Here is a 21,787-nt window from a genome sequence, read left to right as displayed (position 1 = left end):
CTGCCTCCCGCGCAGGGGCCCCCGCACGGGGTGCCGATCCTACCCCGCGTAGGGGCGGCGCGGCATTGCGTATCGATAGTGGTCTATGTATTCTGTTGGCACCCTCACGAAACTTTTCGAAACGAGTGGTTTCAGCGTTGACGCCGGCGCGCTCCCGCGCGCCGCCCCACACCGTCGATGATGGACTCGCCCCTGGTCAGACAAGGAATCTGCCAATGGCATCATCGATCGTGCCCGGACCCGGTCCCGGGCGCGCCCGGCACCGCCGCAGGCTGCGGTTCGCGCTCGTCGCCCTCGCGTCGGTCGCGCTCGCCTCGGCGCTCGCGCTCTCGACCCGGTTCAGTGCGGAAGCGCAGGTACAGGCAATGTCCGAATGGGACGGCGCGGACTGCAGCGTCCAGATCCCCGGGAGCTGGGCGTCCAGCTCGCTGCTCCCCGACCCGTTCACCAGGATCGACGGCTCCAGGGTGACCACCCGGAGCCAGTGGGAGTGCCGCCGGTCCGAGATCAAGGAACTGGCCGAGCGGACCGTCTACGGCGACAAGCCGCAGCCCGACAGCACCACGGGCACGGTGACCTCCTCGCGGATCACCGTCAACGTCAGCGACAACGGCCGCAGCACCAGCTTCTCGGCCTCGGTGCAGCTCCCGAGCGGCAGCGGGCCCTTCCCGGCCGTGATCGTCTACGGCGGCTTCGGCGCCGACACGAGCACGATCCTGGCGGCGGGCGCCGCGGTCGTCAACTACGACCCGGGCGCGGTCGGCGCCGAGGGCACGCCGCGGAACAACAAGCAGGGCGCGTTCTACACGCTGTACGGCGCGACCAGCACCACCGGCGTGCTCATGGCGCAGGCGTGGGGCGTCAGCCGCATCATCGACGTCATCGAGCAGTCCGGCGGGAGCATCCTCAACAACTCCACCGGTGTCACCGGGTGCTCCCGGTACGGCAAGGGCGCGTTCGTGGCAGGGGCGTTCGACCAGCGCGTGGACCTGACGATGCCGATCGAGTCCGGCTCGGGCGGCGTCGGAGCGATGCGTTCGATCGCCCAGGAAAGCGGTTCACAGCCGCTGAGCAGCGCCTACGGCGAGCAGCCGTGGCTCGGCGACGCCTTCAGCGCCTACACGGGCAACCCGGCCGGGCTCCCGGTCGACACCCACGAGATGGTCGGCATGATCGCGCCGCGCGGGCTGTTCATCATGGACAACCCGCACGTCGAATGGCTCGGCGCCCGCTCGGGCGCGGTCGCGGCCCTCGGCGGCGCCGAGGTGTACAAGGCGCTCGGGGCGGGGTCGAATATCTCCTACCACTCCAACACCGCGAACGGGACGCACTGCGCGGTGCGCTCGGAGTGGCGGACGCCGCTCCAGCAGAGCATCAACGCGTTCCTCAAGGGCAGCGGCACCCCGCCGGGCGTGATCTCCATGCACCCGAACAAGTCGGCGAACCTCGCCCAGTGGCGCAACTGGACGACCCCGACCCTGGGCTCGGGCCCCACCACGCCGCCGCCGGACGAGGAGACCACCACGCCGGGCGACCCGGGCACCACGACCACCCCGCCGCCCGGCGGCGGGGGCTGCACGGCGCGGATCGAGGTGGTGAGCACCTGGAACGGCGGCTGGCAGGGCAACGTGCACGTGACGGCAGGGAGCACCGCGCTGAGCGGCTGGCGCCTGACGTGGACATGGGCGTCGGGCCAGTCGATGGCGAGCTCGTGGAACGCGACGGTGACCAGTTCAGGGTCTGCGGTGACGGCCACCGACGTGGGCTGGAACGGCTCGGTCGCGGCGGGCCAGACCAGGACCACGGCATGGGGCTTCGTCGCCAGCGGATCGACCGCGGTCCCGACGGTGACCTGCGCGCCTGACTAGCCCGGACCGACGAGGAGGGTGGTGGGCCCGGGCGATGCTCGCCCGGGCCCGCCGCTCGTTCGACCCGGAACCCCGCGCCACCGCCGCACCCGCCGACCCGCTGTCACACCCACCGGGCACTGTTGATCCGGGGGCGCCTCGCGGCGCCTCCCGATGCCGCATGCCCTCTCGCGGACGCCCCTTCGCGACGCCCGACTTACCGGCCGACCGGCTCGAATCCGTCACATCCCGCTCCCGCGATGCGAGCCCAGGTCACCACCCCTTGGTACGTTCCGAATCGTGCCCGATCGTGCAACCGCATTCCCCGACCGATCGATCAGCATGCGGCGGCTCTGGGTGCCGATCTACGGCCCGACCGTCCTGATCTCCGTCGGCATGGGCGCCGTCGTACCCCTCATCGCCCTCTACGCCCTCGACCTCGGCGCCTCCGTCACCCAGGCCGCCATCATCGTCGGCCTCATCGGCTTCGGCCAGCTCACCGGCGACCTCCCCGCCGGCTCGCTCGCCCAGCGGTTCGGCGAGAAGCGCGTCCTCCTCGCCGCCTGCGTGGTGGAGGCCGCGGCGCTGGTCACCGCCTCGCAGACCTCCTCGCTCCTGGTGCTCTCCGCGTGCGTGTTCGCGATCGGCCTCGCCTCGGCCGTGTTCGGCCTCGCCCGCCACGCCTACCTCTCCGAGGCCGTCGCGATCGGCTACCGCGCCCGCGCCCTCTCGACCCTCGGCGGCACCTTCCGCATCGGCTCGTTCATCGGCCCGTTCGTCGGCGCGCTCCTCATCGAGCAGCACTCGATGGGCGCGGCCTTCGCGTTCGCCGCCTGCACCAGCCTCGCGGGCGGCCTCCTCAGCCTCTTCCTCCCCGAGCTGCCCGGCGACGGCGCCCGCAAGGCCCCCGTCGAGGCCGAACCCCAAGCGCGCCTGAGCCTCTGGCAGGTCCTGCGCGACCACCGGAAGGTCCTCGCGACCCTCGGCTCCGGGGTCTTCCTCATCATGATCGCCCGCGCCTCCCGCCAGGCGATCATCCCGCTCTGGGCCGCCTCCCAGGGCCTGGACGCGACCACCACGAGCGTCATCGTCGGCCTCTCCGCGGGCGTCGACATGCTGCTGTTCTACCCCGGCGGCGCGATCATGGACCGCTTCGGCCGCATGTGGGTCGCCCTCCCCGCGATGGCCGTCCTCGGCGCCGGCTTCGTGCTCCTGCCGCTCACCGACACCGCGGTGCTCATCGGCCTCGTCGCCTGCTTCATGGGCCTGGGCAACGGCATCTCCTCGGGCATCGTCCTCACCCTCGGCTCGGACGTGGCCCCGCCGGAGGGCCGCCGCCAGTTCCTCGGCGGCTGGCGCCTGTGCGCCGACCTCGGGAACGTGGCCGGCCCCGGCCTCATCAGCCTCGTCTCGCTCGCGTTCCCGCTGGGGGTCGCGGCCGTCGCGCTCGGCCTCATCAGCTGGATCGGCGTCGGCTGGCTCGCGAAGTGGGTCCCGGTCTACGACCGCTCGCGCGACACCGTCCCCGCGAAGGTCTAGCCAAGGCACGCGTCCACCGAATACGTTGTGGGGCATGCTTTCCACTGCCGCTCCCAGCGCCACCGACCGTGCCCGCAGACCCGCGGCCGTCCGGGTCGCGCTCGGCGCCTACCCGCTGGTGATCGCCGTGAACGTCCTCGCCGGCCTGGCCGCCGCCTACCTCGTCGCCGCCGTGGACGCGGTGAACGGGGACGGCGAGCCGGTCCTCGTCTTCCCGGCCTCCACCGCCGCGGTGCTCGCGATCGCGTTCTGGCACACCGTCCCCTGGCTCGCCGCCCGCATCGCGCTCATGGTCGGCGTCGCCAAGGGCCGCCCGGGGGCGCGGATCGCGGCGATCGCGGTCGAAGTGCTCGCCGTCGCGCTGTGGGTCGCGGCGTTCCTCGCCCGGGTCGAGGACAGCGGGGGCGATCTCATCTCCGCGGGGCCGGCCGGCGGGTTCCGCACCGCCGCCCTGGCCGCCGGGGTCGTGTCGGCCGCACTCGTCGTGCTGCTGTGCCACCCGCAGACCAGGGCGTGGTTCACACGGCGGGATCAGGTCCTGCCTTAAGCGAAGCGCGCCGCGGTCCAGTCGCCGATGGACTGCTCGGTGAGCACCGCGTCGAACGCGGCCTCGGCCGCGCCGAGCAGGAACGCGTCCGGCCCGAGCGCCGAGGCGATGAGCTCGGGCGGGTCGTCGCGGCGGAAGCCCATGAGGCCCGCCTCGAACGCGGCCGCGAACGCGTCGGGCGCCGCGCGCCGCACCTCGGGCGCGAGGCCGCCGAAGCAGACCACCTCGGGGTCGAGCACGTTCGCGAGCCCGGCCGCCCCGCGGCCGAGCGAGGTCGAGCAGGCCGCCACCGCGGCGCGCGCACGCGGGTCGACCAGGGCCTCGATGAGATAGGCACGCGGGTCGTCGGGCTCGGGTTCGCCGAGGCGGCGCGCGACGGCGCGGCCGTCGACGGCCACGTCCCAGCACCCCGTCGCCCCGCACGGGCACGCCAGCCCCGGCTCGCCGAACGGCACGTGCCCGAACTCGCCGCCCGCGCCGGTCGCGCCGGTGACCGCGCGGTCGCCGTCGACGTACACGCCGCCGATGCCGACCTCGATCGTCAGGTACAGGACGCTCCGGCCCGGGTGCGCGAGGCGGGCCTCCGCGAGCCCGGCGAGCGTGGCGTCGTTCCCGAGTACTTGCGGCACACCGGGAAGCAGCGGCGCGACCTCCACGTCGCGCCAGCCCAGGACGCTCGACTGCACGAAGCGCTCGCGCCGCACCGTGGCCGCCGCCGAGACCGCGACCGCCCGGACGCGGGTGCCGTGCCGCTCGCCGATGGCCGCGACGGCCTCGCCGACCGCGGCCAGGACCTGCTCGGGCCGCTTGGAACCGTGCCGGCCGGTGGCCGGTTCGCTCAGGGCGCCTTCGAGATCGGCCACCGCGACGCGCCACTCGGCCTGGCGGATGTCGACGACGGCGACGAGCGGGCCGTCCGGGTGGGCGTGGAGCGTGGTCGTGGGGCGCCCGCGCCCCGAAGGGGGCGCCGGATGCTCCGACAGCAGGTCGAGGGCGCGCAGGCGCGAGCAGATCTCGGTCGCGGTGCCGCTGCCGACGCCAAGGACCCGCGCGGCCTCGGCGCGCGTGACGCCGGGCCGCGCCCGCACCAGCCGCAGCAGGTCGAGCGCGCCGCTCCAGCGGGCGGCCTCGGCCCGGCCGACCTTGATCGGCCCGGAGTCCGCATCCGATCCCCTGGCTTGCGCCATACCGCCTCCAGCGATTATCCTCGCGATACGAGTTTAAATGATCCCCGGAGGGCTTCATGCGAAGCTACAGCAACCCCGCGGCTGTCCTGTTCGACATGGACGGCACCCTGGTCGATTCCGACGGCGCCGTCGAGCGCGCCTGGACGGCCTGGGCCGGCGAGCACGGCGTCGACCCGCTCGTCGCGCTCGACGGCATGCACGGCAGCCCCGCCCCGACCACCGTGGCCCGGCTGCGCCCCGACCTCGACGCCGAGGGCGTCCTGGCCTCGGCCGCACGGCAGTTGGCGCTCCAGTACGAGGACCTGGACGGAGTCGTGGCGGCGGCCGGGGCCGCGTGCCTGCTCGAGGTACTAGAGCGCTCCAGCACCCCGTGGGCGGTGGTCACCAGCGCCGACGACCGGCTCGCGCGGGCCCGGCTCGGCGCCGCCGGGATCGTCGCGCCGCTGCTGGTCACCGTCGAGGACGTCGTGCACGGCAAGCCCCACCCCGAGGGGTACCTCAAGGCCGCGAAGGCGATCGGGCGCGACATCGCCGACTGCCTCGTGGTCGAGGACTCCGAGCCGGGCCTGGCCGCGGGCCGTGCCGCCGGCGCGATGACCGCGGCGCTGCGCGGCCTCGACGGCGACGTGTCGATCGCCGACCTCGGCGAGCTGGCCGACCTGCTGGAGCCGCGGGCCCTCGATGGCGACTGACCTCGTCGCGGCGCCCGACCGCGAAGTGGGCCGGGTGGTCGCGTTCGCGCAGATCGGCCTCGGCTTCCTCGTCTCCTCCTTCGGCCCGTACCTGGCCGGGATCGCGTCCGAGCTGGACCGCCCGCGCGGCGAGCTGGTGTGGCTCACCATGATGTTCGGCGCGGGCCTGGTCCTCGCCGCCGCGCTCGGCCCGGCCGCGCTGCACGCGGGCGCGGGCCTGGTCATGCGGGTCGCGTGCGGCGGGATCACCGTGGGCGCGGTCGCGATGGCGGTGACGCCGAACCTGTACGTGGCCGGGCCGGGGTCGGTCCTGGTCGGCGTCGGGTGCGCGGCGATCGCGCTGGCGACCCCGCCGCTGCTGCGCGGCCCGGGGGCGGCGAAGCGCATCGCGGTCGCCGTCGGGGTCTCCAGCGCCGCGGGGGTGCTCGCGCCGCTCGCGTTCGGCGCCTTGGAGACCGCGGGGATCGCGGGCCGGTGGGCGATCCTCGCCGCGGTCCCGGTGCTGCTCGCGGCGGTCGTGCACCGGACGGTCCACGGCAGCGCCGACGCGGCGGTCGCGCGGGTGCGGCTGCCGGTCGGCCCGGCCTCGCTGGGGTGGCTGCGGATCGTCCTCAGCGTCGCGTCCGAGTTCTGCTTCGTGGTGTGGGGCGTGGCGCGGCTGGTGGACACCGGGGTCGCGCTCGGGACGGCCTCGGCGCTCGGGGCGAGCTTCGGGATCGGCATGGCCGCGGGCCGGCTGGTCGGGCCGCGGTTCGTGGACCGGTCGTGGGCCGTCGGCGCCGCGGTCGGCGTCACGATCGCGGGGACGGTGATCGTCTACCTCGGGCAGGACCCGGTGACCGTCACGGCCGGCATCGCGGTCGCGAGCCTGGGGATCGCGCCGCTGTACCCGATCATGCTGGGCGCCATGGTGAGCGTCCCGGGCCTGACCGCGCGCCACTCCGCGTCGATCGCGTCCCTCGCCTCGGGCACGGCGATCCTGGCCGCCCCCGCGGCCCTGGGCTGGCTCGACGGGCGGATCGGGCTGCGGGAGGCGTTCCTGCTGCCGATCCCGCTCATGCTGGTGCTGCTGCTCCTGGCGCGGCGCCGGGCCTGAGACGCGCCGAAGGGCCCCGGGTGAACCCCGGGGCCCTTCGAATCCTCGCTACTGCTCGGGTTCCTTCTTCTTGGTCGCCGAGAGCGATCCGGCGTGCGCCTTCTCGTCGGGGTTGCCGCGGGTCTTGACGAGGCTCGCGACGGTCACGACGATGAGGACGCCGATGACCACGCCGAGGCTGAGCGGGGTCCCGATCTCGGGGATGTCCTCGTTGATGTCCACGTGCGCCCAGTGCAGGACCAGCTTGACGCCGATGAAGAGCAGGATGAGCGACAGGCCCGTCGAGAGGTAGACGAGGCGGTCGAGCAGGCCCTTCACCAGGAAGAACAGGGCGCGCAGGCCCAGGAGCGCGAAGGCGTTCGCGGTGAAGACGATGTACGCCTCCTGCGTGACGCCGAAGACCGCGGGGATCGAGTCGAGCGCGAACAGCAGGTCCACCGAGCCGATCGCGATGAGCACGATGAACAGCGGGGTGACGACCCGGCGGCCGGCCTCCTTCGCGAAGAGCTTCCCGCCGATGTAGTCGGCGCTGACCGGCAGGAACCGGCGGGCGCCGCGCACCATGAGGTTCGACTCGACGTCCGGATCCTCGTCCCGGTGCCGGAACAGCTGGATGGCGGTGTAGACCAGCAGCAGGCCGAAGAGCAGGAACATGAACGACCACGAGTTGATGAGCGCGGAGCCGAGCGCGATGAAGATGGCGCGCATGATGAGCGCGAGCACGATCCCGAACGTGAGGACCTTGTGCTGGTGGTGGTCGGGGACCGCGAACGTCGTCATGATGATGACGAACACGAACAGGTTGTCGACCGAGAGGCTCTTCTCGATGATGTAGCCGGCGAAGTACTCCGTGCCGGCGGCGTTGCCGTACTGCATGCCGAACCAGACGCCGAACAGGATGGCGACGGCGATGTAGAACACCGACCAGGCCGTGGCCTCCTTGAATCCGACGTGGTGCGGGCGTAGTGCCGCCAGCAGCAGGTCCACTGCCAGCAGAACGACGATGAGTCCGATCGTCACGGCCCATGTGATCGGGCTGATTTCCAGCACGCTTCTCCTCCGTCAGATTGCCATCATCACGACTGCGGGCTGACATCACCCGTCAGTGCCCCGAATCCTAACGGCAAACGGCGGCAACGACCAAGAGCACCCCTCATCCGGTGAGGCTCGATCCCCTGGTCAGCATGGAAACAGGACGTCCGGTCAGGAAGCGGGCACGAGTCAGACCCCGGGGCCGGAGCGGAACTCCTCCAGGGCCGCGGTCTGCTCGGCCGAGAGCGGGAAGTTGGCGTTGCGCGAGACGGGGTGGATCTCGGCCTGCTGCCAGTAGCGGGTGGGGACGCTCGTGGAGTCGCCGATGCGGCGCATCTCGGCGTGCAGCACGTCGTAGAGGCCCTGCGCGTCGAACAGGAACACGTGCTCGATGGCCCAGGGCCGGTGCACGCCTTTGGAACCGGCGCTGCGCGGGCCGGTCATCACCAGGTAGGTATCGAGCTCCTCGGCGTCGGTCATGTCGAGCATGCCCTGGTTGCGGGTGTAGTGCTTGATGTTGACGGTGCGCCCGGCGAGGGGCCCGGACCGGAAGAACCCGTCGATGGCCTTGTTGGGCGCGGGTTCGAGCTCGATGTCGAAGATCTGGGCCGCGATCCAGTCGGAGAGGTGCCCGTGGACGACGGGCCGCCCGACGACGTCGGCGATGCGCTCGTCGATCGCGTTGCGGGCTCTGAGCAGCATCGCGATCGCTTTGAGTTCGGCTGAGGACATCAGTGCTCCTTGGGACCTGTCCTCATCGTACCGACGCGCGGCGGCCGCGGGAAGAACGCGCCCCCGGCCCGATTGCCTCGGCGCCCCGACCCTGACAAGCTGTAGCGATGCCCCCGAGTGAATCCGGCGGTGCGACACCGCCGGCCCCCGATCCGCTCCCCGAGGCGGAACCCCCGCCGGGCCCGGCCGACCGGGCCTGGACGCTGTACTACATGACCGACCTGGAAGGGCTCGATCTCGGCCCGGCCGAGCCCGAGCCGCCGGTCGTCGGCATCGACCGGCTGGCCGACGAGCTCAAGGGGCTCTTGACGGCCGGGGCCGAGCCGATGGACGGCCACGGCCACCTCGGGCACTTCGCGAAAGCCGCCGAGGAGGCCGCGAACGTGGCCGGGAACCCGAACCTGGTCGCGGGGACCGTGCGGTGGATCGTCACGGCCGGGTTCATGGCCGCCGGGGCGCCGCAGCCGTTCCCGCAGCTCGCGGGGTACTGCACGTACCGGACCGCGGAGTCCCTCGCGGAGGCGGTGGCGACGGACGCGGAGACCATGCGCGCCACCGCGGTCGCGGCGTTCGTGGAGTCGCTGCACGTGGCCGACGCGCTCAGTTGCGCCACCCGCGGGCTGCTCGACGAGTGCGAGTCGCTGCGGGTGCTCCAGCGGCGGTACGACGACGGGCAGCTCGACGCGCTCATCGACGCCTTCACGCCCGACGAGCCGCCGGAGATCGACCTGCCGTTCGCCCCGCACCCGGCCCCGGAGTCCACTGAGGAGGAGGAAGGGCCGCCCGCGCCGGTGCCGTGGAGCCCGTTCCAGCGGCGGCCCGACGCCGAGTCGGCGGTCGTGGTCCCCGTTGCGCCCGAGGCGGAAGCGGAGCCGGACCCGGGGTTCCTGTTCTTCTGGGACCACGTGAAGACCCACGGCGGGCGGCTCGCGCCGGGCTGCCTGGACCAGTGGTGGCCGGCCCCGATCAGGGTCGGCGGGCGGCGCTTCGCGACGGCCGAGCACTACATGATGTGGTCGAAGGCGATGCTGTTCGAGGACGACCTCGCCGCGTCGGCGATCCTCGCCGACGACGACCCCGAGCGGGCGCGGGCCATCGGGCGCACGGTGACCGACTTCGACCTGTCGGTGTGGGAGCGGCACCGGTTCCAGATCGTGGTGCGCGGCAGCATCGCGAAGTTCGGCCAGCGCGGGGAGCTGCGGAACTTCCTGCTGTCCACTGGGGACCGAGTGTTGGTGGAGGCGAGCCCGGACGACGCGGTGTGGGGCATCGGCCTCTCGGCGGACGACCCGCTCGCGGCGGACCCGCGGACCTGGCAGGGCCAGAACCTGCTGGGCTTCGCGCTCATGACGGCGCGGCGGCACCTGCTGACGGCCCGGTGAGACGCGGCGCGCCCACTCCGGACCGGAGCGGGCGCATCGGGCCTGCGGGTCAGACCGCGTTCCAGCCGCCGTCGCTGGCGAGCACGACCCCGTTGGTGTTGCTGGAGTCGTCGCTGAGGAGCCAGGTGATGGCGGCGGCGAGCTGCTCTGGCTGGGCGGGCTGGCCGGCGTTGACGAAGTACGGCTGGAGCCGTTCGATGCCGAGCTGGGACTTCGGGCTGGCCTCGATGTTGGTGGCGACCCCGCCGGGCGCGACGGCGTTGGAGCGGACGCCGTCCTTGCCGTAGACGACCGCGACGTGGCGGGTGAGACCGACGACGGCGTGCTTCGAGGCGGTGTAGGCGGCGCCGGCGGCGGAGCCGCGGATGCCGGCCTCGGAGGAGACGTTGACGATGGCGCCGCCGCCGTTCGCGGTCATGACCGGGAGCGCGGCGCGGATGAGGCGCAGCGGGGCGGTGAGGTTGACGCTGAAGACGCGGTCCCAGGTGGCGTCGTCGACCTCGGCGGCGGGCAGGAAGCCGTCCATGATGCCGGCGACGTTGGCGAGGCCGTCGATGCGGCCTCCGGCGGCGGCCACGACCTGGTCGATGACGGGTCCGGAGGTGAGGTCGCCCGAGACGGGGCGGATCTCGATCTCGGCGGCGAGCTTGTCGAGGCTGTCCTGGTTGACGTCGGCGGCCACGACGGTGGCGCCCTCCTCGGCGAGGCGCAGCGCGGTGGCGCGGCCGATGCCCGATCCGGCGCCGGTGACGATGACGGTCCTGCCGGCGAAGCGGTCTTGCGAAGCCATGTGGTTCCCCCTCGGATCCCGGCCGCCGGTGCGGCGGCCCGTGTCGCAGTATTCCCCCGGGCGGGGCCCGGGGCCGGTGATTCACTGGGTTCCGTATCAGTCAATCAACTGACTTAACGCTAACGCGATGCACCGCATTCCGCCTGGTAGAGGTGAGGTACGAGACCGTCCGCGGCCTCAGGCTTCGACGGGGACGGGGTCCACGGGCCCGGGCGGCGCGACGCGGGGGCGGCGGCGCAGCCGGAGGTAGCCGAGGGCGAGGCCCGCGATCAGCAGGGGCAGCAGCAGGTACCAGCCCAGGACCGTGGCGATGAGGGCCGTGCAGGCGGTGGCGAACAGGGCCCGGCGGCGGGCGCGGCCGGTCAGGAGCCGCACGGCCGCGGCGCACGCGAGGACGGTGACGGCCGCGAGCACGGCGGAGGTGGCGCGCATCTGCTGGTCCAGGCCGAGGCCGAGCGCGGTGGACCCGGCGAACGCGGTGCCGGTGAGGGCGGCCAGGAGCAGGAGGCTGCGGTGCGGGGTGCGTCCCGGCTCGTGACCCTTCGCGAGGGGCGCGGGCAGCGCGCCGTCGCGGGCGAGGGCCGCGCCGAGGCGGGAGGCCCCGGCGATGAACGTGTTCATGGCGCCCAGGCTGAGCAGCGCGGCGCACACGGCCGTCAGGGGCGCGGCGGCCGGGCCGAACGCGTACGCGAGCAGGTCCGTCAGCGGTGTGGCCGTGGCGCCGGCCGCGGCGCCGAGGACCCCGGCGGTGGCGGCGGCCAGCGCGAGGTAGATCGCCGCGACCACGGCGAGGGCGGCGGCGGTGACGCGCCGGAGCTGGCGCGCGGGATCGCGGAACTCCCCCGAGAGGTGGCTGGCGGCCTCCCAGCCGGAGAAGGCGTAGAACAGGACCGCGGCGGCCGAGAGGATCCCGGGGAGGCCCATGGGCGCGAACGGGGTCAGGTTCGCGGGGTCGAAGTGCGGCAGCGCCGCGGCGCACGCGGCGGCGAGCAGCGCCGCGAGGAGGCCCATGAGGACGAGCTGCGCGCCGCCGGAGAGGCGCAGCCCGATGTGGTTGGCGCCGAACGCGGTCGCGAGGAGGACGGCGGCGATGGCGATCACGGCGCCGGGGCCGAGCCCCGCGGCGTCGGCGATGTAGGCGGCGCCGACGAGGGCCGCGGAGCTGGAGCCGACGGGGATGACGCTGAAGAACCACCAGCCGCAGACGGCGGCGGCGCGGTCGCCGAACGCGGCCCGCGTGAAGGTGGCGACCCCGCCGGCGTCGGGGCGGCGGGCGGCGAGTTCGGCGAACGTGGCGGCCACGGGGACCGACAGGAGCAGGAGCGCGACCCAGGCGACGATCGCGGCGGGGCCGGCCGCGGCGGCGGCGAGGCCGGGGAGGGCGAGCACGCCGGGGCCGAGGATGGCCCCGAGGTAGAGGGCGGTCCCGCGGGCGGTGCCGAGGGACCCGGTGGGGCGGGCGGTCATGTGGTCCAAAGCTAGTCGAGTGTCCGGCGGTCTCGGGGTCCGGCCGAACGCACGGCCGGAATCGGGGCGATAATCCGTGGATGGACGAACTCGACGCGTCGATCGTGCGCCTCCTCCAGTCGGATGCGCGGCTGTCGAACCGGGAGCTGGCGCGGCGCCTCGGCGTCGCGCCCTCCACGGCCCTGGAGCGGGTCCGCGCGCTCACCCGCCGCGGCGTGATCCGCGGCTACGGCGCCGACGTGGACCTGAAGGCGCTGGGCCGCAACGCCGAAGCGCTGGTGTCGGTGCAGCTCTCCCGCCACCAGCGCTCGATCTACGAGGGGTTCCGCGCGACCGTCGGGTCCTGGCCCGAGGTGGTGACGCTGTTCGTGGTCTCCGGCGGCAGCGACGTGGTCCTGCACGTGGCGGTGCGCGACGCCGAGCAGCTGCACGCGTTCCTGGTCGACCGCCTCGCCACCAGGCCCGAGGTCGCGCGGTTCCAGACCTCGATGGTGTTCGGCCGCGACCACGACCGGGTCCTCGAACCCCTCGCGGAGGAGTGAGCGCGGGCCGTGAGCGCGGCGTGAGCACGCCCGGCCCAGAATGTCCCCCATGACCGACGCACTGCCGCACGAGGACCCCGACCCCGCGAAGCCCTGGCTGGACTACCGGGGCTCGTTCGCGCTCGACCCCGCGCCCCGGCGCGGGTTCCCGTCCGCGCGCGCGTACGAACCGGACCCCGACATGCCCGCGCACTGGCGGACCGTGCGGGACCTCGCGGCGGAGGCGATCGGCGACGCGGTGGCGTCAGCCGAGACCGAGACCGGCATCGCGGCGGCGATGCGGGCGTACCTGGACGGGGAGGCCGACCCGCTCGGGGCGGCGGCCGTCTTCGAGACCGCGGCGGCCGTCACGAGCCTGTGGGACGTGTCGCGGCGGTACGTCCAGCTCGACGCCTGGACCGACGAGCACGGGATCGGGTTCGCGGCGCACGCGCTCATGCGGCAGTGCGAGCTGCGGATCGTGAACCAGCACGGGAAGGCGTACTCGCGGTCGGCGTGGCGCCAGGACGTGCCGGCCGTGCAGTGGGCGCCCGCGGCGCCCGTCGGCGCGGAGTGGGGCCGCGGCACCGAGTGCCGCCAGCTCAGGACCTGGCTGTCGGCACTGCCGGAGGAGGAGTACCGGGGGTTCCGCCCGCTGCTGGAGCCCTACGGCCGCAACCACCGCCAGCGCCTGGTCCGCGCCTACGTCATGCCGACCGAGCGCGACTGGGCCGCGGAGGCGCGCGCCGACTGGCGCGAGCGCGACGCGACGACGTGGGCCGACCAGAACCGGCTCGCCGGCGTGGTCGACTCGATGGAGGAGCTGCACGAGGCCGGGCTCGCGGTGCACCGCAACATCGGCGGGCACTCCCCGGCCGTCGCGACCATGGTGGAGTCGTTCGGGGCCGCGTGCGCGCCGATGCTCGTCGCCTCGGTCGAGGCCGGCACCAGGGAGTACCAGGGGAAGCGGTCGATCCACCAGGTGATCGCCGGGCTCCCGCACGACGCGGCCGTGTCGTACCTGCTCGCGAACCTCGTCACCGAGCGCACCGGGCCGCTCGTGCGCGCCGCCGCCGAGCGCTTCCCGCGCCGCACCCTCCGCCTGATCGCGCGACTCGCCGCGGACGCCGACCCGTCGATGCGGTCGCGGTACGCGCACCTCGTCGCGACGGTGCCCCTGCTCGAAGCCGCGCGGGCGGTCGCCGAACCCGACGTCGCGGACGCGATCGACCGGCTCGTGACCCTCGCGGACGCGCCGCCCGAGGCCGCTGCGCTCCCCGCGTTCCTGGCGGGCCCGCCGTGGACGCGCAAGGCCGCCAAGCGGAAGAAGCTCGTGGTGGACATCGAGCCGCTCAGTGAGGACGGTCTGCGCTGGCGCGAAGGCGAGCGGGACCGGTGGCGCGACAGCCCCGACGGCGCGCAGCGGCAGCTCGCCGAGACCGGCGACCCCGCCGAAGCCCTTGCGTCCCTAGCGAAGTCCGCCAAAGAGCACCGGGTCCTCCCGCCGCTCGCCGGGCCCGCGGCCGCCCGGATCGCCGCCGACTGGCTCGTGCGCCTGCGCTCGACCCGCCTCAGCGTCGGCGACTGGCTCGACCGCCACGGCGCCGACGCCGCCCGCTGGCTCGCCCCCGACGCGGTCGGCAGGGCCGCCAAGCCCCGCAAGGCCGCCGAGGCCGTGCTCCGCGACGTCGCCCGGCGCCTCGGCGGCGACGCGGTCCTCGCCGCCGTCGCCCCGCACGGGGAGGCCGCGGTCGCGTCGGTCGCCGAGATCCTCGCCGTCGACCCCCTCGACCTCGACGGCCGCAAGGCCCCCAAGGTCCCCGAGTGGGCCGAGCCCGTCCTGCGCATGCCCGTGCTCCTGCGCGGCGGCCGCGAGCGCCTGCCACGCGAGGCGGTCGCGCACGTCGTCGGCGCCATGGCCCTCGACTCGCCCGCGATCCCCTACGCCGGCGTCGACATCGTCAAGGAGCACTGCGACCCCGCGAGCCTGAGCGCGTTCGCGTGGGCCGTCCTCGAATCCTGGGAGATCAACGACGCGCCCGCCAAGGACGCGTGGGCGCTCACCCAGCTCGCCCGGTTCGCCGACGACGAGGCCGTGGCGCGCCTCGAAGCGCTCGTGCGCGCCTGGCCCGACCAGAACCACTCCAAGCGGGCCCTCAACGGCCTCGAAGTGCTCGGCGCGATCGAGTCCGAGGAGGCCCTGCGCGCCGTCCACCGCCTCACCCGCTTCCGCGGCTCCAAGGCCGTCAAGGCCGCCGCGGTGCACCAGGTCGAACTCGTCGCCGCCGGACTCGGCCTCGACGCCGAGCAGTTGGCCGACCGCCTCGTCCCCGAGACGGGCCCGGCCTCGCTCACCGCCGAGCAGGTCAAGCGCCTCGAACGGGCCATGGTCGACGGCCGCACGTGGCGTGCGGGCGAGTTCCGCACCCGCCTCGTCGCGCACCCGCTGCTCGGCGAGATCGCGCGGCGGCTCGTCTGGCAGTCCGGTCCCGTCGCGTTCCGGATCGCCGAGGACCGCACGTTCGCCGACCTCGCCGACGACGCGATCGACCTCCCCGACGACGCCCCGGTCCGCCTCTCGCACCCCGTCCTCCTCGGCGACGCGCTCCCCGCCTGGGTGCGGCACCTCGCCGACTACGAAGTGCTCCAGCCCTTCGACCAGCTCGCGCGGCCCGCGCACACCGCGACCCCCGCCGAGACCGCGGCGGGCCGCCTCACCCGGTTCGCGGGCCGCAAGGCCCGCACCGGGCCCCTCCACGGGCTCACCCGCGGGTCCTGGACCGCCGTCCGCACCGACAACTGGACGAACGCCCTCGAACGGCGCCTCCCCGGCGGCGGCGCGGTCCGCATGACGCTGGCGCCCGGGTTCGGCGGCGGCCCCTACTTCGACGCCGAGGCCGTCCAGGTCGTCGAGGAGGTCACGTTCCCTGAAGGGATCGATCCCGTCGTCCTCAGCGAGGTCGTCGCCGACCTCGCCAAGACCGCCAAGGAGTAGCTACTCGGCGGCCCGCGCGACCCCGGGCAGGTGCTCCAGCGCGGCGTTGAGCAGGTCGCCGACCGCCACCAGGCGGTCGGCCATCGCCTCCGCGTCCAGCGGGCCCTCGCCCTCGGTCACCCACAGGTAGATGACGGCGCCGATCCCGCCGGTGATGAACGCGGCGAGGTCGGCGTCGAGCTGAGCGGGCAGCACGTCCCCGAAGCGGGCCCGCATCGACTCGCTCCGCATGGGCGACAGCAGGCCGCTGACCTCGCGGTTCAGCGCGAACGCGCTGGCGCTGTTGAACATCGCGCCGTAGAACGCCCGGTGCGCGGCGAAGTGCCGGGAGATCGCCAGCGCCCGGCCGCGGCCGATCGCGGTCTCGGGGGCGGCCTGCCAGGGCTCGGCGAGCTCGCGGCGGGCCAGGTCGAGCGCCGCCTCCAGGAGCAGCCGGTCGCGGTCGCCGTAGTGGAGGTACACGAGCTGGCGGCTGACGCCGGCCGCGTCGGCGATGTCCGAGACGGGCACGTTCGCGGTGCCGCGCTCGCTCACCAGCGCCACGGCGGCGCCGAGGAGTGCGGCGCGGGTTCGTCGCACCCGGCGGTCTTTGGCGGGTGACGGAGGGTCGAAACTCACCAAACGAGGTTAGACACCTGTTAACGAATCGACAAGTATTCGATGATTTGGCAGGGCCGCGGGCCGGTCATTCGAAGGCGAGGGCGTCCACGTAGAGCCAGTCGGCGCCGAGGCGCCGGAAGGTGCTGTGCTCGGTCTGGGAGCCGGGGCCGTCGGCGTCGGTGTAGTGGGCGCGGAAGCGGACGGTGCCGGTGGTGTGGAGCGCGGTGCCGCCGGTGGCATCCAGGACGTCGAGGCCGGTCCAGGTGCGGTCGTCGGCGGCGAGGTCGAGTCGTTCGGGGCGGGTGTCGGGGTGCCAGGTGCGCAGGAGGTACGCCTCGTCGCCGACGGCGAAGGCGCTGTAGCGCGAGCGCATGAGGGCCTCGGCGCTCGGGGCCTTGGCGGCGCCGGAGTGGAGGCGCCCGCAGCAGGCGGCGTAGGTCTCGCCGGAGCCGCAGGGGCAGGCGGCGGGGCGGGCGGGCTTGCGGGAACGTCGCGGCATCCGGGGATTCTCCCCCGGGCCGGCCCGCGCGGGGTGCGCGGGCCGGGCCGAGGGGTCGCGGATCGGGCCGTCGTCCGGCCCGTTCGCTCGGACGGCCGCTAGCAGCCTTCGAGGTACGGGGTGACGACCTCGGCGTACGCGGCCTGGCCGGCGGCGTTCGCGTGGAAGGACTCGACGGTGCCGGTGTAGCCGAGGATCCACGGGTCGGCGGTGCAGATCTCGTGGCCGGCGAAGGCGTCGCGGACGTCGGCGAAGGCGAAGCCGTGGTCGTCGGCGGCCTCGGCGGTGGTCTCGGCGAGGAGGTCGGCGGTCTCGTTCAGCAGGGCCTGCTCGTCGGGGGTGATGGCGAGCGAGCCGGCGCAGGTGGCGCCGCTGAAGAGGCGCGGATTGCCGACGACGGTGACGTCGGCGCGCGGGGCGAGGTCCTCGACCTGGGTGTACAGGTCGTCGAGCTCGGCGGGGAGCGTGGTGGTGATGACGGTCTGCGCGTTGGCGATCGCGGCCTGACACAGGGCGGTGTCGGTCCCGGCGCAGGCGCCCAGGACCGAGGAGAACCCGGCGTCGTTGCCGCCCACGCCGATCGTGACCTCGCTGGTGCGCCGGGTCAGGTTGCCGAGCTGGTTCGCCACGACGTCCTCGACGCGGGCGCCGGAGCAGGCGTCGAACGAGAGCTTCGCGCCGGTCGCCTCGGCCGCGAGGACCGGGTAGGCGTTCGCGGAGCGGTAGCAGGTGGTGTCCTCGTAGTCTCCGGCGCCGACGCCGGAGACGTACGAGTCGCCGAGCGCGACGTACCTGGGGCTCCACCAGTCGGCCGAGGCGGGACTGGCGAGCGCCGCGGCGCCGATGCCGGCGGCCGCGACCGCGGCGGCGAGGCGGATGAGGATGCGGCCCTTGCGGGGTGCTTTGGACATGGGTCTCCTTCGGTTGCCGCGCGGCGGTTGTCAACTGGCACGTAGCACTGTCGAGTTGCACTGTCGGGTGGGGTCCCCCGCCGCTGGTGCCGTCATTCTATGGGCCTTCGTCCAGAATGCGGGTACACCCGCAGGCGCGAGGGCGGCCCGCGGAGGTCTTCCGCGGGCCGCCCTCATGCGTGCCTAGTAGTCGAGCAGGGGCAGGACGACGTCGGTGTAGGCGTCCTGGCCGGCGGCGTTGGGGTGGAAGGACTCCAGGTTCCCGGTGTAGCCGAGGATCCAGGGGTCGGCGGAGCAGACGCCGTGGCCGTCGAAGGCCGCGCGCGGGTCGGCGAAGTCGAAGCCGTGGTCGGCGGCGACGGCCGCGGTGGTCTCGGCGAGGAGGTCCGCGGTGTCGTTGAGGAGCGCCTGCTCCTCGGGCGTGATCGCGAGCGCGCCGGCGCAGGCGGTCTCGGCGAACAGGCGCGGGTTGCCCACGACGACGATCTCGGCGGAGAAGGCCCGGTTCTCGACCATGGTGTACAGGTCGTCGAGTTCGGCCGGGAGCGAGTCGGTGATGATGCTGCGCGCGTTGGTGATCGCGGCCTGGCACAGGGCGGTGTCGGTCCCGGCGCAGGCGCCGAGGACCGAGGAGAACCCGGCGTCGTTGCCGCCCACGCCGATCGTGACGTGCTCGGTGTTGACCCGGTAGAGGTGGCCGAGCTGGTTCGCCACCACGTCCTCGATCTTGGCGCCGGAGCACGCCTCGAACCAGAGGCGCTCGCCGAGGGCGGTCGCGGCCTGGCTGGGGTAGGCGTTCGCGGAGCGGTAGCAGCCGTCGTCGGCGAGGTAGTCGCCGGCGCCGACACCGGAGGCGAACGAGTCGCCGAGGGCGACGTACTGCTGGATCGTGACGTCGGCCGAGGCCGGGCCCGCGAGCCCGGCGACGGCGAGGCCGGCGGCGGCCGCGACGGCCGCCGCGCGGGCGAGCACGCGGGAGGTCTTGCCTTCACTGGAGGACACAGGGTCTCCTTGTGGTCGAGAGGACCGGCGGGGCGTCGTTCGGACGGCCCCACCGGAGGGACGCGTCATTATAGGCAACGAAGTCCATTGTGTCGCAATAGGAACGGTGTGTGACAGTGCTTTCCGGAGGAGGCGATAGAACCGTGTGGATGCCCGCCCGGAGCGTAGAAAATGTTTTCGGCGCAGTTCCGGCGCGGTTTCGACCTCCGGCCGACAGCACCGAACGCCGACCTCATATCACCACGTCATCTCCCGGGTGCGGGCGAACCGGGACTGGGAACGCGGGAAACTGTTTCCGGCATGGATAGAATGTCGGTACCCGAACGGTCCCGACAGCGACGAGGTGCAGCACATGAGCGAGACGGCCCGCCCCCGCGCGACGCTTTCCGAGGTGGCCGAGCGCGCCGGCGTCTCGAAGGCCACCGCCTCGAAGGTGCTCAACGGCCGCCCCGGGGTGGCCGAGGAGACCCGGCGGCTGGTCCGCGAGGCGATCGCCGACCTCGGCTACGTCCCGACCACCGGACCGCGCGAAGTGCCGGGGCCGCAGTCGATCCACGTCGTGTTCGACACCATCCTGAACATGTACGCGGTGTACGTCCTCGACGGGATCATCAGCGGTGCAAGGGACCTCGGCGTGGAAGTGGTCACCAGCTCCCTTGAGGAGGGCGGGCCGGGCCAGGGGGTGCCGCTCGGGACGGCGCGGATCAAGGAGATCGCCGCGCAGGGCGCGGCGGGCCTGGTCGTGGTGACCGCCGAGCTGACGGGCGAGGAGATGGCCGCGTGCGAGCAGGCCGACCTGCCGCTGGTCGTCATCGACCCCGCCAACCCGCTCGACGAGCGCGTGACCAGCCTCGGCGCCACCAACTGGGCCGGGGGTGTGCAGGCCACGCGCCACCTGCTCGACTTGGGCCACCGCCGGATCGGCTTCGCGGGCGGACCCGTGCAGTCGGTGCCCGCGCGCGAGCGCCTGCACGGCTACCGCGAGGCCCTCGAATCCGCCGGGCTCGAACTCGATTCGGCGCTCATGGGCTCGGGCAAGTTCGAGGCCGAGACGGGCGCGGTGCTCACCGACCGGATGCTCGACCTCGACGAGCCGCCGACGGCGGTGTTCGCCGCCAGCGACAGCATCGCGGTGGGCGTCATCCGCGCCGCTCGGCGCCGCGGCCTGGAGGTCCCCGGCGACCTCAGCGTGGTCGGCTTCGACGACACGTACAACGCGATGTGGATGGAGCCGCCGCTCACCACCGTGAAGCAGCCGCTGCGCCAGATGGGCCGGGTCGCCGCGCGCACGGTCATCGACCTGGCGGCGGGCAAGGTCCCGGACTCCCACCACGTGCAGTTGGCGACGACGCTCGTCGTCCGCGACTCGGCGGTCCCGCCGAGGCACTGACGGGCTCTGGGGGCCGACGACAGTCCCGGACCTGACCACGCACCGGCTGGTGGACCGGCCTCAGTTGGCGGCGGCCTCGGCGTCCAGTGCGCGCTCGTAGGCCAGGAGCGTGTCGACGAAGACGCGCCGCTCCGCACTGCTCAAGGGCGCCAGGGCAGTCCGCCAGGCGGAGGCGCTCCCTGCCAGCCACTCCTCGATCTCGGGCCGCATCTCGGCGGTGATGGAGACGATGCGGCGGCGCCGGTCGGTGTCGTCCTCGCGGCGTTCCAGGACCTGCTTGCGGCTGAGGTCGCCGACCATGAGGCTGACCGTGGTGGGGGCGACCTCCAGGCGCGCGGCCAGGTCGTTGACGGTGGCGGGGCCGTCGAAGAGCAGGAGCGCGAGGAGCGAGAGGTGGCGCGGACTCAGTTCGAGCGAGCGGACGCGCTCGGGCACCGGGAGGCGCTTGGCGCGGCCGACCATGCGGGGCATGAGCAGCAGGAGCTCGCGGATCGAGTCGTCGACGCCGTCACGGGTTGACACGGGCACGCCTCCGAGTTATCTTTGCAGACAAATATTCTTTGCTTTCAAAGCAAATAGGTTCCAACGCCATGCTACCCGAGGGCGCACCCCGCGCCCGGCCCTCGCGCACCCGAAACCGTTCATCCGAAACCGTTCACCGAAACCAGGAGCGACACCCATGTCTGACCTCGACGACCCGACCGGCAACCCCCGTGATCGAATCCTCGTCACCGGCGCACGCGGCAACATCGGTTCACGCGTGGCGGCGGTCCTCGCCGCCGCCGGGCACGCGGTGCGCGTCTCCGGCCGCGATCTCGCCGGCGTCACCGTTCCCGAAGGGGCCGAAGCGGTTCCACTCGACCTCACCGACCCGTCCGGTGCGGAGGCCGCGCTCGACGGCGTCAGCGCGGTGTTCCTCTACCCGACCTTCGGCGACATCAGCGGCTTCCTCAACGCCGCAGTGAAGGCCGGAGTCGGGCACGCGGTGCTGCTCTCCTCCCCCGCCGCGTACGACCCGGTCGAGCACGCCGGGCCGATCGGCGAGGCGCACCGGGCGATCGAGGGAGCGGTGCGCGACTCGGGGCTGTCCCACACGGTCCTGTACCCGTCCTGGCTGGGCAGCAACGTCTTCCGCGACTGGGGCGAACAGATCCGCGCCGGCGCCGTGTCGGTCGCCTTCCCCGAGTGGAGGATCAACCCGATCCACCTCGATGACGTCGCCGAGGTGGCCGCCGACCTCCTGACCCGCGACCGCTTCCGGGGCCGCAGCCTCGTCATCACCGGTCCCGAATCGCTGAGCCAGCGCGAAGTGGTCGCCGCCGTGTCCGCCGAGCTGGGCACGCCGATCGACCTCGTCGAACTCACCCGCGAACAGGCCCTCGCCGCCCGCCCCGACTGGTTCCCCGAGGCCATGTTCGACTCCCTCCTCGGTGTGGCCGCCAACCTCGGCACCACCCCCGCCACGATCAACAACAACGTCGAACGGGTCCTGGGCCGCCCGCCCCGCACGCTGGCTCAGTGGCTCAAGGACGAGCGCGCGCAGTTCCAGCGCTGACCG

Annotated in this window: 20 protein-coding genes; 10 read left to right on the top strand and 10 right to left on the bottom strand. The window is 73.6% G+C overall.

Features of this window, described 5'->3' with window-relative positions; translation table 11 throughout:
• Positions 1 to 215: 215 nt before the first annotated feature.
• From BLS99_RS23505 to BLS99_RS23495, 3 genes are all read left to right on the top strand, one after another.
• A complete protein-coding gene (locus tag BLS99_RS23505; RefSeq protein WP_091054175.1) occupies positions 216 to 1,868 on the top strand; it encodes a glucuronyl esterase domain-containing protein in 1,653 nt (550 codons plus the stop codon).
• A 279-nt stretch (positions 1,869 to 2,147) separates the two neighbouring features.
• A complete protein-coding gene (locus BLS99_RS23500; RefSeq protein ID WP_218126822.1) occupies positions 2,148 to 3,386 on the top strand; it encodes an MFS transporter in 1,239 nt (412 codons plus the stop codon).
• Between the two features lie 34 nt (positions 3,387 to 3,420).
• The gene (locus BLS99_RS23495) at positions 3,421 to 3,933 is read left to right on the top strand and encodes a hypothetical protein (RefSeq protein ID WP_091054173.1); all 513 of its coding nucleotides are present in this window, start codon (positions 3,421 to 3,423) and stop codon (positions 3,931 to 3,933) included.
• Here BLS99_RS23495 and BLS99_RS23490 read toward each other — a convergent pair.
• On the bottom strand, positions 3,930 to 5,120 hold the full coding sequence (locus BLS99_RS23490) for an ROK family transcriptional regulator (protein ID WP_091054172.1): 1,191 nt from the start codon (positions 5,118 to 5,120) through the stop codon (positions 3,930 to 3,932). The two genes, BLS99_RS23495 and BLS99_RS23490, sit on opposite strands and share 4 nt — an antisense overlap.
• Before the next feature lie 56 nt (positions 5,121 to 5,176).
• Here BLS99_RS23490 and BLS99_RS23485 point away from each other — a divergent pair, with 56 nt between their 5' ends.
• Both BLS99_RS23485 and BLS99_RS23480 read left to right on the top strand, forming a co-directional pair.
• The gene (locus BLS99_RS23485; protein ID WP_091054171.1) at positions 5,177 to 5,812 is read left to right on the top strand and encodes an HAD-IA family hydrolase; all 636 of its coding nucleotides are present in this window, start codon (positions 5,177 to 5,179) and stop codon (positions 5,810 to 5,812) included.
• Positions 5,802 to 6,908: an MFS transporter gene (locus BLS99_RS23480; RefSeq protein ID WP_091054170.1), complete on the top strand. Its 1,107-nt coding sequence runs from the start codon at positions 5,802 to 5,804 to the stop codon at positions 6,906 to 6,908. Before BLS99_RS23485 ends, BLS99_RS23480 begins: the two co-directional genes overlap by 11 nt.
• 48 nt (positions 6,909 to 6,956) lie before the next feature.
• Here BLS99_RS23480 and BLS99_RS23475 read toward each other — a convergent pair whose 3' ends face one another.
• Entirely contained in the window at positions 6,957 to 7,958 is a 1,002-nt protein-coding gene (locus tag BLS99_RS23475; RefSeq protein WP_091054169.1) for a TerC/Alx family metal homeostasis membrane protein, read from the bottom strand.
• 171 nt (positions 7,959 to 8,129) lie between these two features.
• Positions 8,130 to 8,672 (bottom strand): hypothetical protein, encoded by a 543-nt coding sequence (locus tag BLS99_RS23470; protein ID WP_091054168.1) that lies wholly within the window; start codon positions 8,670 to 8,672, stop codon positions 8,130 to 8,132.
• Between the two features lie 107 nt (positions 8,673 to 8,779).
• On the opposite strand from BLS99_RS23470, the gene BLS99_RS23465 reads away from it, so the two are divergent.
• Positions 8,780 to 10,054 carry a riboflavin biosynthesis intermediates N-glycosidase gene (locus tag BLS99_RS23465; protein ID WP_218126821.1) on the top strand — a complete coding sequence of 425 codons (1,275 nt, stop codon included), beginning with the start codon at positions 8,780 to 8,782 and terminating at the stop codon, positions 10,052 to 10,054.
• Positions 10,055 to 10,103: 49 nt separating this feature from the next.
• On the opposite strand, the gene BLS99_RS23460 is transcribed toward BLS99_RS23465, so the two are convergent.
• Both BLS99_RS23460 and BLS99_RS23455 read right to left on the bottom strand, forming a co-directional pair.
• Complete coding sequence (locus BLS99_RS23460) at positions 10,104 to 10,844, bottom strand: SDR family NAD(P)-dependent oxidoreductase (protein WP_091054167.1); 741 nt, start codon at positions 10,842 to 10,844, stop codon at positions 10,104 to 10,106.
• 177 nt (positions 10,845 to 11,021) lie between these two features.
• Positions 11,022 to 12,311 carry an APC family permease gene (locus tag BLS99_RS23455; protein WP_091054166.1) on the bottom strand — a complete coding sequence of 430 codons (1,290 nt, stop codon included), beginning with the start codon at positions 12,309 to 12,311 and terminating at the stop codon, positions 11,022 to 11,024.
• 80 nt (positions 12,312 to 12,391) lie between these two features.
• Between BLS99_RS23455 and BLS99_RS23450 the strand changes: the two genes are divergently transcribed.
• On the top strand, positions 12,392 to 12,853 hold the full coding sequence (locus BLS99_RS23450; protein ID WP_091054165.1) for an Lrp/AsnC family transcriptional regulator: 462 nt from the start codon (positions 12,392 to 12,394) through the stop codon (positions 12,851 to 12,853).
• A 49-nt stretch (positions 12,854 to 12,902) separates the two neighbouring features.
• Positions 12,903 to 15,827 (top strand): DUF4132 domain-containing protein, encoded by a 2,925-nt coding sequence (locus tag BLS99_RS23445; RefSeq protein ID WP_091054164.1) that lies wholly within the window; start codon positions 12,903 to 12,905, stop codon positions 15,825 to 15,827.
• On the opposite strand, the gene BLS99_RS23440 is transcribed toward BLS99_RS23445, so the two are convergent.
• From BLS99_RS23440 to BLS99_RS23425, 4 genes are all read right to left on the bottom strand, one after another.
• The gene (locus BLS99_RS23440) at positions 15,828 to 16,406 is read right to left on the bottom strand and encodes a TetR/AcrR family transcriptional regulator (protein ID WP_218126820.1); all 579 of its coding nucleotides are present in this window, start codon (positions 16,404 to 16,406) and stop codon (positions 15,828 to 15,830) included.
• Positions 16,407 to 16,512: 106 nt separating this feature from the next.
• Complete coding sequence (locus BLS99_RS23435; RefSeq protein ID WP_091054162.1) at positions 16,513 to 16,926, bottom strand: YchJ family protein; 414 nt, start codon at positions 16,924 to 16,926, stop codon at positions 16,513 to 16,515.
• Between the two features lie 98 nt (positions 16,927 to 17,024).
• Positions 17,025 to 17,837: an SGNH/GDSL hydrolase family protein gene (locus tag BLS99_RS23430; protein WP_091054161.1), complete on the bottom strand. Its 813-nt coding sequence runs from the start codon at positions 17,835 to 17,837 to the stop codon at positions 17,025 to 17,027.
• A gap of 183 nt (positions 17,838 to 18,020) precedes the next feature.
• Positions 18,021 to 18,839 (bottom strand): SGNH/GDSL hydrolase family protein, encoded by an 819-nt coding sequence (locus BLS99_RS23425; protein WP_176953503.1) that lies wholly within the window; start codon positions 18,837 to 18,839, stop codon positions 18,021 to 18,023.
• A 352-nt stretch (positions 18,840 to 19,191) separates the two neighbouring features.
• Between BLS99_RS23425 and BLS99_RS23420 the strand changes: the two genes are divergently transcribed.
• Positions 19,192 to 20,229: a LacI family DNA-binding transcriptional regulator gene (locus BLS99_RS23420; RefSeq protein WP_091054159.1), complete on the top strand. Its 1,038-nt coding sequence runs from the start codon at positions 19,192 to 19,194 to the stop codon at positions 20,227 to 20,229.
• 60 nt (positions 20,230 to 20,289) lie between these two features.
• Here BLS99_RS23420 and BLS99_RS23415 read toward each other — a convergent pair whose 3' ends face one another.
• Positions 20,290 to 20,751: a MarR family transcriptional regulator gene (locus BLS99_RS23415; RefSeq protein WP_091054158.1), complete on the bottom strand. Its 462-nt coding sequence runs from the start codon at positions 20,749 to 20,751 to the stop codon at positions 20,290 to 20,292.
• 157 nt (positions 20,752 to 20,908) lie between these two features.
• On the opposite strand from BLS99_RS23415, the gene BLS99_RS23410 reads away from it, so the two are divergent.
• Positions 20,909 to 21,784 (top strand): NAD(P)H-binding protein, encoded by an 876-nt coding sequence (locus tag BLS99_RS23410; RefSeq protein WP_091054157.1) that lies wholly within the window; start codon positions 20,909 to 20,911, stop codon positions 21,782 to 21,784.
• The last annotated feature ends 3 nt before the right edge of the window (positions 21,785 to 21,787 follow it).

Source organism: Glycomyces sambucus, assembly GCF_900102815.1.
Classification (GTDB): Bacteria; Actinomycetota; Actinomycetes; order Mycobacteriales; family Micromonosporaceae; genus Glycomyces; species Glycomyces sambucus.
This window is presented reverse-complemented; position numbering and strand designations above follow the sequence as displayed.